Annotated in this window: 13 protein-coding genes; 10 read left to right on the forward strand and 3 right to left on the reverse strand. The window is 68.0% G+C overall.

Annotated elements, in window-relative coordinates; translation table 11 throughout:
* Position 1: 1 nt before the first annotated feature.
* From VN779_RS17630 to VN779_RS17665, 8 genes are all read left to right on the forward strand, one after another.
* Positions 2 to 1789, forward strand: a complete 1788-nt coding sequence (locus tag VN779_RS17630; protein ID WP_414639701.1) for a phospholipase C — start codon at positions 2 to 4, stop codon at positions 1787 to 1789.
* A gap of 195 nt (positions 1790 to 1984) precedes the next feature.
* Entirely contained in the window at positions 1985 to 2830 is an 846-nt protein-coding gene (locus VN779_RS17635) for a hypothetical protein (protein WP_325724673.1), read from the forward strand.
* A 94-nt stretch (positions 2831 to 2924) separates the two neighbouring features.
* Positions 2925 to 3692 carry a hypothetical protein gene (locus tag VN779_RS17640; RefSeq protein ID WP_325724675.1) on the forward strand — a complete coding sequence of 256 codons (768 nt, stop codon included), beginning with the start codon at positions 2925 to 2927 and terminating at the stop codon, positions 3690 to 3692.
* A gap of 13 nt (positions 3693 to 3705) precedes the next feature.
* The gene (locus tag VN779_RS17645) at positions 3706 to 5838 is read left to right on the forward strand and encodes a protein kinase domain-containing protein (protein WP_325724677.1); all 2133 of its coding nucleotides are present in this window, start codon (positions 3706 to 3708) and stop codon (positions 5836 to 5838) included.
* A 76-nt stretch (positions 5839 to 5914) separates the two neighbouring features.
* Positions 5915 to 6844 carry an AraC family transcriptional regulator gene (locus VN779_RS17650; protein WP_325724679.1) on the forward strand — a complete coding sequence of 310 codons (930 nt, stop codon included), beginning with the start codon at positions 5915 to 5917 and terminating at the stop codon, positions 6842 to 6844.
* Positions 6845 to 6919: 75 nt separating this feature from the next.
* Entirely contained in the window at positions 6920 to 7771 is an 852-nt protein-coding gene (locus VN779_RS17655; protein ID WP_325724680.1) for a DUF72 domain-containing protein, read from the forward strand.
* Between the two features lie 129 nt (positions 7772 to 7900).
* The gene (locus tag VN779_RS17660) at positions 7901 to 8758 is read left to right on the forward strand and encodes an SMP-30/gluconolactonase/LRE family protein (protein WP_325724682.1); all 858 of its coding nucleotides are present in this window, start codon (positions 7901 to 7903) and stop codon (positions 8756 to 8758) included.
* A 183-nt stretch (positions 8759 to 8941) separates the two neighbouring features.
* Positions 8942 to 9145 (forward strand): cold-shock protein, encoded by a 204-nt coding sequence (locus VN779_RS17665; protein ID WP_325724684.1) that lies wholly within the window; start codon positions 8942 to 8944, stop codon positions 9143 to 9145.
* 78 nt (positions 9146 to 9223) lie between these two features.
* On the opposite strand, the gene VN779_RS17670 is transcribed toward VN779_RS17665, so the two are convergent.
* The gene (locus VN779_RS17670; RefSeq protein WP_325724686.1) at positions 9224 to 9433 is read right to left on the reverse strand and encodes a hypothetical protein; all 210 of its coding nucleotides are present in this window, start codon (positions 9431 to 9433) and stop codon (positions 9224 to 9226) included.
* A gap of 97 nt (positions 9434 to 9530) precedes the next feature.
* The gene (locus VN779_RS17675) at positions 9531 to 10625 is read right to left on the reverse strand and encodes a MerR family transcriptional regulator (RefSeq protein ID WP_349260837.1); all 1095 of its coding nucleotides are present in this window, start codon (positions 10623 to 10625) and stop codon (positions 9531 to 9533) included.
* A 141-nt stretch (positions 10626 to 10766) separates the two neighbouring features.
* Between VN779_RS17675 and VN779_RS17680 the strand changes: the two genes are divergently transcribed.
* Together VN779_RS17680 and VN779_RS17685 are read left to right on the forward strand one after the other, a co-directional pair.
* The gene (locus tag VN779_RS17680) at positions 10767 to 10973 is read left to right on the forward strand and encodes a hypothetical protein (protein WP_325724690.1); all 207 of its coding nucleotides are present in this window, start codon (positions 10767 to 10769) and stop codon (positions 10971 to 10973) included.
* Complete coding sequence (locus tag VN779_RS17685; RefSeq protein WP_349260838.1) at positions 10973 to 11347, forward strand: type II toxin-antitoxin system death-on-curing family toxin; 375 nt, start codon at positions 10973 to 10975, stop codon at positions 11345 to 11347. Before VN779_RS17680 ends, VN779_RS17685 begins: the two co-directional genes overlap by 1 nt.
* A 40-nt stretch (positions 11348 to 11387) precedes the next feature.
* Here VN779_RS17685 and VN779_RS17690 read toward each other — a convergent pair.
* A partial coding sequence (locus tag VN779_RS17690; RefSeq protein WP_325724694.1) for a peptide-methionine (S)-S-oxide reductase occupies positions 11388 to 11691 on the reverse strand: 304 nt, incomplete at its 5' end.

Below are 11691 nucleotides of genomic sequence, written 5' to 3' on the forward strand. Positions count from 1 at the left end.
GCTGAGCGGTTCAGCGTTCGGCCAGGCAAGCTCCGGTCACCCGGCCGCCAATCCCTCGTGGGGTAACACCACGACTCCGATCAAGCACCTGGTGGTCATCTACCAGGAGAACGTCTCCTTCGACCACTACTTCGGCACCTACCCCAAGGCCGCCAACACCTCCGGCCAGCCGTTCCACGCCAAGGGCGGCACGCCCAAGGCCAACACACTCGCCGACACCAAGGGCGCGGGCGGCGCCGGAACGCTGCTGACCAACAACCCGAACAAGGACGCCGCGGGCAAGCAGACCAACCCGCGCCGTCTAGACCCGGCCAACATCAACGACGTTGTGACGTGTGATCAGGACCACGACTACAACGACGAGCAGAAGGCGTTCGACGGCGGGGCGATGGACAAGTTCATCACCACCGTCGGGACCAGCGGCGGCAAGAGTGGCACCGGCCAGCCGTGCAGCGCCGGCGACGTCATGAACTACTACGACGGCAACACGGTCACCGGGCTGTGGAACTACGCCCAGCAGTTCGCGATGAGCGACAACTCCTTCGGCACCACCTTCGGTCCTTCCTCCCCGGGTGCCATCAACGTGGTCTCCGGGGACACCGGCGGCGTCGGCAAGATGATCAACGGTGCGGCGACAGACGGCGACACGGTCAGCGACGGTGTGGGGGGAACGTCGCTGGTCTCTGACGCGCAGCCGTACTACGACGACTGCTCGGTCCGCGACGCGGTCACCTTCAACGGCAAGAACGTCGGCGACCTGCTCAACACGCAGGGCCTGAGCTGGGGCTGGTTCCAGGGCGGCTTCCGCCCGACCACCTCGTTCGCCGCCGCCACCGGCGGCACCCAGCCCACCAGCCTGTTCACGCCGGACCAGTTCAAGGGCAAGTTCGCGCAGGCGCCGGCTTCGGACCAGGGGCTGTGCAACGCGGTGCACCCGGTCGGCGTCGCGGTGGGCGGCGTCGGCGGCACCGCGGCCGGCCCGAACAACTACGGCAACAAGGACGACTACATCCCGCATCACGAGCCGTTCCAGTACTACGCCAGCACCGCGAACCCGCACCACCTGCCGCCGGCCTCGCTCGCCGCGATCGGCACGGACACCCAGACGATCACCGGCGGGGTGCCGCAGTTCAACACGGCCAACCACCAGTACGACACCAGTGACTTCGACGCGCTCGTGTCCGCGATCTCCCGTGGCTACCTGTCCGCGGACCACCTGCCAGCGGTCAGCTTCCTGAAGGCACCCGGCTACCAGGACGGCCACGCCGGCTACTCGGACCCGTACGACGAGCAGCAGTTCGTCGTCAACGAGGTCAACGCGCTCGAGCGCACCGCCGACTGGTCCAGCACCGCCGTCGTCGTGGCCTACGACGACTCGGACGGCTATTACGACCACGTGTTCAGCGGCGTGCACAACCCATCGAACACTGCGAACGTCCCCAACCCGCCCGGACCGCAGGACTTCCTGAGCGGCACTGGCCTGTGCGGTAACACCACCGCCGGCACGCCGCTGGCCGGGCAGAACGGGCGGTGCGGCTACGGCCCGCGCCTCCCGCTGTTGGTGATCTCACCGTTCGCCAAGCACAACTACATCGACCACACCCTCACGGACCAGAGCAGCATCCTGAAATTCGTCGAGGACAACTGGCGGCTGCCGCGCATCTCGGGCTCCGCCGACGCGATCGCCGGAACGCTCAACCACCTGTTCGACTTCGATGATCGTCGCGGCGACAACCGTCCGCTCTTCCTCGACCCCGTTACCGGTCAGCCGGCCGCTTACCGGTACTGATACCGCTGCGGACGCGCTGATTCCTGGTCGCTAGCTCACCGCTTGCGCCCCTTCGTGCCAGTGCGCGGAGGGGCGCAAGCGCGTTGCGGCGCGATCGATGGGTATGGCAAGCGGAGAGAGCCGTAGGGATAACGGGGACCCGAACGGTGGGTTAGCATCGAAGCGTCAGACGTCTGACCAGGGAGGGAGCGCCTCATGGCGTATTCCGTGGAGATCAGCCGGGCCAACCCGACCTGTTTCGTGTTCCTGCTCGACCAGTCCACCTCGATGGAGGATCCCATCGCGGCGGCAGGCGAAGGCACGCCGAAGCGCAAGGCCGACGCGGTGGCGGACGCGCTGAACCGGCTGCTGTTCGAGCTGTCGCTCAAGTGCGCCAAGGAAGAGGGCGTTCGCGACTACTTCCACGTCGCGGTGCTTGGCTATGGCGCGCGGATCGGATCTGCGTTCGGTGGTGCGTTGGCGGGGCGCGATCTGGTGCCGCTCAGCCAGGTCGCGGACAATCCGCTGCGGGTGGAGGAGCGCGCGAAGAAGGTGCCGGACGGCGCGGGTGGGCTGGTGGAGACGACGGCGCGTTTCCCGGTGTGGGTTGATCCGGTGGCGAACGGCGGTACGCCGATGACGCAGGCGCTCGGGCAGGCGGCGGCATTGGTGGAGCGGTGGGTTGGTGAGCGGCCGGGCAGCTTCCCGCCGATCGTGATCAATCTGACGGATGGCGAATCCACGGACGGCGATCCGGCGCAACCGGCAGCCCGGCTACGATCCCTGGCTACCGCCGACGGATCAGTGCTCGTATTCAATCTGCACGTGAGCGCGGGCCAGGCGGCGCCGATCGTGTTCCCGGCGAGCGAAACCACTCTCCCGGACGACTTCGCGCGGCTGCTGTTTGGCATGTCCTCGCCGCTGCCGCCGCACATGCTGCACTACGCGTCGACTCAGGGCATTGCGGTCGGCGAAGGCAGCCGGGGCTTCGTTTTCAACGCGGACATCACCTCCGTCGTCCAGTTCCTCGACATCGGCACTCGTGCGACCGACCTGCGTTGAAGTGCACGTGTTGAAGGACGTCGCGTTGAAGTACGCCGTGCTGAGCGAGCCGAAGGCGGGATCTAGTAAGTCAGAGTATGAAGATGCTTGGTCCTTGTCCGGTGGACGGCCGAGAGTGCGCGGGTCGTCGGCCAACCGCTGCACCTTCGCGGTGGCCGACGGGGCGTCGGAGAGCATGCTCGCGGGCGCGTGGGCCGGACGGCTGGCGCGGGCAGTCGGCGGCCTGGCGGGGCGGGAACTGGGTGCTGAGGTGTTCGCCGAGCGGATCTGTGCCGCGGCGGCGCGGTGGCCCGCGTACGTGAACCGGTACGTGGGTCGGCGTGCGCGGGTCGGGCGGCCGGTGGCCTGGTACGAGGAATCAAAACTCGAGCAGGGCGCGTATGCGACGCTGCTGGGTGTCTCGTTCCAGGGCAAGCCGGGGCGTGACTCAGGGTTCAGCGATTTTTCGGGCGGCGGCACGTGGAGCGCGGCGGCGCTTGGTGACGCCTGCGGGTTCCAAGTGCGCGGCGCGCGGCTTACGGAGGCGTTCCCGCTCCAGTCGTCGGCCGGCTTCGACACGAGCCCGCACCTGGCCGGAACGCGTGCGCCGGACCGCGAGCTAATCGAGGCGCGGACTGTTGAGCGGCGTGGGACCTGGCTCCCTGGAGATGTGTTCTACCTCGCAACCGACGCCGCCGCGCAGTGGTTTCTGGCCGAGATCGAGGCCGGTCGACAGCCGTGGCGGGAGATCGATGAGGTCTGCGACGAGAACGCATCCGACGGCACCAGCGACTGGCTCGAGAAGCTCCGTGCAGACCGGAGGATGCGCAACGATGACGTCACGATCATCCGCTGCCGGCTTGACCCGGTTGTAGAGCACTGATGGCGGTGTCGTCGTGAGTACTGTGGTGACGTTTCCCAGCAGCGGTGCCTACGTTGACGCGTTGCAGGACACGAGGCGCTGCTTCGTCGATCCGGAGCTCGTCGGCTGCACGATCCGCACCGACCGATTCGGGCTGCCCCGGCCCATCTCAGGGAACTTCGCCAGCGTCTTCACCGCCGACACCACGGCCGGGCGGCGCCTTGCCATCAAGTGTTTTACACGGGACGTACCAGACCAGCAGGACCGCTTCCGGGAGATCGAGGCGGCGCTGCGTGACGTCCAGGCACGGTGGAAGGTCGAATTCCGCTATGTCGAGGCCGGCGTGCTGGTGCAGGGGAAGCCGTATCCGGTTCTCGTGATGGAGTGGATCGAAGCCAAGCAGCTAATCTCCTGGATCGAGGACAGACTGCGTACCGGCGACCGGGCCGCACTCGGCCGGTTGGCCGACGGCTTCGCGCAGTTGGTCGCGAGCCTGGAGGCGGCCGGACTCGCGCACGGTGACCTGCAACACGGCAACCTGCTCGTCACCGCGCGCGGGGAACTGAAGCTGATCGACTACGACGGCATGTATGTGCCCGCGTTGCGCGACCGGCCCGCGATGGAGCTCGGGCAACCCAACTACCAGCATCCGCGGCGAGCGGCGAGCGACTACGGGCCCTGGCTCGACCGCTTCTCCGCGCGCGTGATCCATCTGTCGTTGGCTGCGCTCGCCGCCGATTCGACGCTGTGGTACCGCCTGCACAAGCCCGGCGGCGAATATCTGCTGCTGCAGAAGTACGACCTCGAAGACCCGGCATCGTCGCCTGCGTTGGCCTCGCTCGGCTCCGTCGGCGCGCAGTTTCGTTCGCGCGCTGAAGGCCTGAAAGACGCGGTCGGCAAGCCGCTCGACGCAATCGCGCCGCTCGACGAGCCAGCGGTTACGCGAGCGGACAGCACCGCGAAGATGCAGAGCACTGCGACGAACGGTGGGACTCCAGGCAGTACGGCGTCGTGGCTCGACGATCACCTACCTGCGCCGAGTCCAGTCTTGTTGGGCCGGCCACCGTGGATCACGCGCGTTGCCTGGTATGCCAGCCTCCTGCTTGCCGGCGCGCTCATCGCCGCTTGCCTGTACGTGTCCGCGTCTGCTTCGGACACCGTGGCGGCGGCGTTGATCGGCGGATCGGGCGCTACCGCCGGGCTCACAATCGTTTCCTGGTGGATCAGCTTCCTGCGAATGCCGCAGGCGCGTGCGAGGCGGGCGCGGCGCAAGGCCGTGCGCACTGCACGCGCCCAGGAGAAGCAGGTCCAAGCCCAGCTGCGCTGGCAGATCGCGGCGCGCGAGGAAAGCATCGCGACCTACCAGCGCGAGCTGGCGATTCTTTCCGATCGCAGAACCCAGATAGACCAGCACGCGGCCGCCGAGTACGCCAGGATCGACCGGTGGCGCGACGAGGAACTGGCGAAGCTGGTCCGCGAGCGCACCGGTCTGCAGGGGTGGAAGAGCGCTGAGTTGGCTCGGCGCACCTCCTCCGTCGAGTCTCGGCACATGGCCGACGAGCTCGCTCGCCACCGCATCGACGCCGCGCAGGTCTACGGCATCGGCCGCGCGGTAGTCGCGGAACTGGAAGCGGTCGGCATCCGGACCGCGGCGGACTTCACCGGCATTCGAGTGGACCGTGGCTTCGGCCGCTCCATCAGCGTGCGCGTGCTGCATCGCGACGGTCGCGCGCTCAAAGTCCCCATGGTCGGCGAGGTTCGCGCTCGTCACTTGGACGCATGGCGCGTGGGTCTCGAGAACCGGGTACGCGTCCGGATGCCTGCGCAGCTGACGGCCGCGATTCGAGCGCAGCTCGACACCGAGGCTGCCATCAGGCAGACCGGTATCACGGCGCGCGAAACCGCGATCAGACACGCCGCCGACGTCCAGCACAAGACCGCGCACGGCCAAACCCAATCGCAGCGAGACGCCCTCGTCGCTGACGAGCAGAGCACGCGATCGTCACATGCGACGGCGATCGCCGCGATCGACCGGGACTGCGCGCTGCACCGAGAAGGAGTCGCGGCGGCGGAGCACCGGCTGCGGCTGGAGCGTCGCACGCTCGAGGCATACCGCGCCGTGAGCTTCCGCAACTACCTGCGCGCGCTGTCGCTCGGCCGTCCCTGAACGAGTGACCCCGCGACCGAGCAACACCGCAAAATCAATCAAGCGCGTCACCCCCGCAGCAGCGCACAGTAAAGACATGCACTCCTCGGCGGATTCCGGAACAAGCGCGTTCGTGCGCTTCGTGGACACGCTGACCGCGCACCTCGACGATCACGACGCGCGCGGGGAAGACCTGGCCGCACGCGTACACCTCTCGCGATTCCACTTCGACCGCATCGTCGGCGCGGTGTGTGGCGAGACTCCCGCGCGCTTCCGGCGGCGCGTCCTGCTCGAACGCGCGGCATACCGGCTGGTGATCAGCGAGCTGAGCGTTCTGGACGTGGCGGTCGAGGCGGGTTACTCCTCGCACGAGGCGTTCACCCGGGCGTTCCAGCGCGCGTACGGCGTGTCCCCGTCAGCCTGGCGGGTCGCACCGCGTCGCTTCCAGCTGCCGACCCCGAACGGAGTGCACTTCCACCCGCCCGGCAGCCTGCGGCTGCCCGCACGAACGAAGGTGACCGCGATGGACCTGCTCACCAGGATGGTCGAACACCACGTCTGGCTGATCGGCCAGATGATCGACAAGGCCGCGCAGCTTCCCGGCGCGGCGCTCGACGAGCCGATCGAAGTCTCCGTCGATGACGACGAACAGAGCCTGCGCTCGCTGCTGTCCCGGCTGATCGGCCAGATGGACATGTGGAACTGCGCGATCGCGAACCGTCCCTACGACTGGTCGCAGGAGCAGCACGAGACGATCGACGCCATGCGCGCCCGGCTAGCCCGCGTCGCCCCCGCGTTCCTCGCCGAGGTCCGCGACGTCATCAGCGGCGGCAGGCTCGACGAGACCTTCGTCAACGCGCTGCGCGAGCCGGCTGAGGTGTTCACCTACGGCGGGATGATCGCGCACGTGCTCACCTTCGCCGCACACAACCGCACGCTCGTCGTCCTCGCGCTGAAGAAGGCCGGTCTGGACGACCTCGGCTGGGGTGACCCGATGAAGTGGGTCGCCGAGCCGACCACTGTATGAGTGCCGATAGCCGAAAGCTGACGGCCGATAGCTAACAGCTGATGGCCCGTCAGTGGTAGTCGGTAGGCTCGAAGCATGAGACTGCACGTCGGTTGCGCGATGTGGACGCACGTGGCCTGGCAGGGTCGCGAGCTGCCGCACCCGCTGCCGCCGCGCGACCGGCTGCGTGCGTACGCGAGATGGTGCAACGCCGTCGAGGGCAATACGACCTTCTACGCGACGCCATCGATCGAGACGGTCAGTTCCTGGGCCGATCAGACCGCTGCCGACTTCCGGTTTCTGCTCAAGCTGCCGCGTCCGATCACCCACGAGCGCCGCCTCGCCGACGTGGCCGAACCGCTACGCGCCTTCCTCGCCGCGATAGAGCCGCTCGGCTCGCGCGTCCACGCATTGTGGGTGCAACTTCCGCCGTCATTCACGCCCGACGGTCTCGACGCGCTCGGCGGCTTCCTGCGCAAGCTGCCTGGCAAGTATCGCTACGCAGTGGAAGTCAGGCACCGCGCGTTCTTCGAGGATCCGCGCTGGGAGCAACGCCTCGAACAGGTCCTCGGCGAGGTCGGCGCGGAGTGGGTGACGTTCGATACGACCGTCCTGTACGAAACACCGCCGAGCACCGACGCGGAGCGGGAGTCGTGGACGAAGAAGCCGCGCCTTCCGCGCCGGGAGCGGGCCCTGACGGCGCATCCGATCGTGCGTTACATCGGCCGCGACGACCCGGAGCTCACGGCCGCGGGCTGGCGGCCGTGGCTCGAAACGGTCGCCGGCTGGTTACGCGAAGGCCGCTCGCCGACGGTCTTCATCCACACGCCGGACAACGCTGACGCGCTCACTCTGGCCCATCGCTTTCACGACGAGGTGCGAGCGCGGCTGCCCGAACTCGAGCCATTGCCGGAGGCGATCCCCGCCGCTCCGCCGACCCTGTTCTGAGCTTCGCCACCGGCCGCGCCCATCGTCCTTCCTCATTTCGCGTCGTCTGTCGATCCGCCGCCCTCTCGTTCGTATAGGAGGTAAAGGAGCCGGCTCGACCGGCTGAGCCCGCGAACCGAGGAGAGAGCGATGTCCGAGCTGAAGCCGCAGGTCCTGCTCACTGGACTGGGCATTCCAGAGTCACCGCGGTGGCACGAGGGGCGGCTGTGGTTCTGCAACTGGATCGAGCGTGAGGTGGTGGCCGTCGATCTGGACGGCAAGGCCGAGGTGATGGCGACGCGGGATCCGGACAGCCACTCGATGGGCTATTCGATCGAATGGCTGCCGGACGGCAGGCTCCTGGTCACCGGGGACAAGCTGCGGCGCCAGGAGCGCGACGGATCGATGGTCGTGCACGCCGAGCAGCGCGCGAACGAGATCGTGGTGGACGGCCGCGGCAACATCTACCTCAACGGCGCGGATTTCGATTTCGTCGCCGGAGCGCCGCCCAAGCCCGGATACATCAAGCTGGTCACTCCGGACGGCCGGCTGCGCCAGGTCGCCGACGAGATCCAGTTCCCCAACGGCATGGTCATCACCCCCGACAACCGGACGCTGATCATCTCCGAGTCGTTCGCGCGCAGGCTCACCGCGTTCGACATCGAGGCGGACGGGGGGCTTTCCAATCGCCGGGTCTTCGCCGACGGACTTGGCCCGGACGGCATTTGTCTGGACGCGGAAGGGGCGGTCTGGGTCTCCACCGGCGCGAACTCCATCGTCCGAGTGGCCGAGGGCGGCAAGGTCCTGCAGCGGGTCGAGCTCAGCGCCGACCGGGCGCCTTTCGCGTTGATGCTCGGCGGCCCCGACCGGCGGACCCTGTTCATCCTCACCGCCGAGTGGCGACGCGGCGACGGCATCACGGAAAACATCGCGCGCCTGGTTAACGGCCCGCGTACCGGCAAGATCCTCACCCTCCCGGTCGCCGTGCCGGGCGTCGGGCGGCCATGACCGCGCCGCGGTCTGTGGCCTGGTGACTCCAAACGATCAACGACATGGTGGCGCGGCACGGCCCAAGGGCTGCGTCCCGCGCGCAGGTCGGCTAGGCTTGTTCAGGTATGGAGTGAGAATACGCAGCGCGGGTCTGCATGGTTTCAGGTCCGGGGCGTGCTCCATGAAGGAGAGTTCACGAGTATGGCAACTGGCACTGTGAAGTGGTTCAACGCGGAGAAGGGCTTCGGGTTCATCGAGCAGGACGGGGGCGGCCCCGACGTGTTCGCCCACTACTCTGCGATCGCCACCCAGGGCTACCGCGAACTGAAAGAGGGACAGGCCGTCAGCTTTGAGGTGACCCAGGGTGCCAAGGGCCCCCAGGCCGCCAACATCCTGCCGCTCTGATCTGAGGCAACGCCCGTAAGACCTCGGGGCCGTCGGACACGTTCCGGCGGCCCCGACGCGTCGCCCGGCCTGGTGGGTTCAGTACCGCCGGCGAGCGGGAGCCGAAGCCTCGACGTGGTAGGCGCGCGCATCGCCGGCGGCGGCCAATTCGGCGATCCGGGCAGTGGCCAGTTCGACAGAGGTGTACTGGTAGGCGTTCGCCCGCACGAACGTCACCCCGTCCTTCCCGAACGACTTGCCCCAGTAGCTGCCGGTGTCCGTCGCGATGATCCAGCTCGTGGAGTCCATAACGCCAGCCTACGGTGTCGCAGGAGCCCCGCATACCGCCGCGTGCTCCCGCGGCCGGCTTGACCGCCGTCCGACCCGAAGCCGGGAGCGATGGAGCTCAGGCTATGAGCAGGCGCAGGCCCAGGTCCGCGGCGTCGAGGTCGGCGAGTTCATGGTTGCGCTCGTCCCACCGGCCGGAGGCGAGGTCGCCGCTGAGGATGCGCACCGCCCTGCCTTCGGCTTCCGGGCCGACCCTCGTCCACACCGACATGGCCCGGCGAACGTGATCCTCCAGATACGCCGCAGGGCGGCGCCAGTACGCCTCGAACAGGCCGTCGGAGCAGTCCCACGGGATCGGCACCGGTTCCGCGCGGGCGTCGATCGCTTCGGTCATCCCGGGCAACGATGGGAAGTCTGCAAGGACGTCGGTGACCTCGGGCAGGTAGTCGCGGGTCAGCCAGAATCGGTCTTGCCATCCGGGCTCGGCGTCGAACGTGAGCACCACCACGCGGCGGGCTACGCGCCGCATCTCGCGCAGCCCGGCGATCGGGTCTCGCCAGTGGTGGACGGTGGAGACGGCCATCGCGGCGTCGAAGGACTGGTCGGCGAACGGCAGGCTCTCCGCGGCGGCGGCCACGCATGGTGCCGCATCGGCGGGCCGCTGCGCCCGCATGACCGCGGACGGTTCCACCGCGGTCACGTCGCGGTCGCAGGGCTCATAGGAGCCGGTGCCGGCCCCGACGTTAAGCACCGTCTGTGCGTCCCCGAGCGCGGCCCAGATCTGCGCGGCGAACCGCGGCTCGGTGCGGCGCGTCGCGGTGTAGGCGCCGCCGATCGCGTCGTAGAGCCGCGCGCCGAGCATCTGCAGCTGTTCCTCCGGAGTCACGTCCATCCCCTTCGATCGTGCATCGAGTTCCCGGTCGATGGCGGCGACCATGGCGTCAGCGCGATCGCGCCGTTCCAACAGCAGGCCGCGCAGTCGGCGCAGGTGCGCCACCGCGTCGGTGGACGGGTCATCGACCAGATCGGCGACCTCCCGAAGCCCGAAACCCAGGCGCCGGTATGCCAGCACCTCCCGCAGCCGCTCCACGTCGGCCGCCGAGTAGGCCCGATACCCGGCGGCTGTCCGCGCCGAGGGCCGCACGAGCCCGATCTCGTCGTAGTGATGGAGCGTACGGACGCTCACGTCGGCCAACTCCGCCACACGCCCCACCGTCAGCTGCAGTTCCACGCCAACGACTATGCGGCCTGACGCGACGTGAGAGTCAAGCAGCTCAGTTGAACTGACTCGACCCCCGTCGCCGCTCGTTCGAGTCCTGCACGCATGTGATAGCAGCTGCTATCATCGATAGCTATGGCGAAGAAGATGCTCCCAGCCCGGTTCGAGGAATCGGAGATCGAGCAGATTCGTGCGCAGGCGGCGCTTGAAGGTCGTAGCTTGCAGGACTATGTGCATGACGTGCTCATGAGCGCAGTCGACGCGCGGGCCAAGCGGCGCGTCGAGGTGCTGGACCGCGTGCTGCGCGTGAGCGAGGGACTCAATACGCGGCTTGCGCAGTGATTGATTACCTGACGCTCGACGATCTGATCGAAGTCGCGCGGCGGGTCGTGGACGGCGAAGTGCGCCTTCGTGACGCCGGCTTGCTGGCGTCCGCCGCCGCTCGTCCGAAGACGACCGTGTTCGGGCACGACGCGTACCCGGGCATCTGGGAAAAGGCAGCCGCACTGATGGAGTCCCTCGGCCGCAACCACTGCCTCATCGACGGGAACAAGCGGCTTGCTTGGAACGCGACTTGGCTGTTTCTCGGACTCAACGGACACGAACTCCATGATCCCCTGGACGAGGACGCGGCCGAACAGTTCGTGATCGATGTTGTTACCGGCAAGCTCGAAGTTCCTGGCATTGCCGCCGGACTCTTGCGGTTCGCCGGGTGACATCCTGCGTCGCTCGCTCGAGCGAGCGAGCACCTGGTGGTCACTCAGCCGTGGCGAGCCCCACCGGACAGGCGACACCGGTACCGCCGAGGCCGCAGTAGCCGTCAGGGTTCTTGGCGTCCGAGAGGTACTGCTGGTGGTAGTCCTCGGCGTAGTAGAACTCGGTGGCGGGCTCGATCGTGGTCGTGATGGGGCGGTGACCCGCGGCGGTGAGCACCCGCTGGTAGGCGGCGCGGCTGGCCTCGGCGGCCTTGCGCTGGTCTTCGGTGAAGTACTGGATCAGCGAACGGTACTGCGTGCCGACGTCGTTGCCCTGCCGGTTGCCTTGGGTCGGATTGTGAGAC

Origin of the sequence: Actinocrinis sp. (assembly GCF_035605935.1) — a bacterium.
GTDB lineage: Bacteria > Actinomycetota > Actinomycetes > Streptomycetales > Catenulisporaceae > Actinocrinis.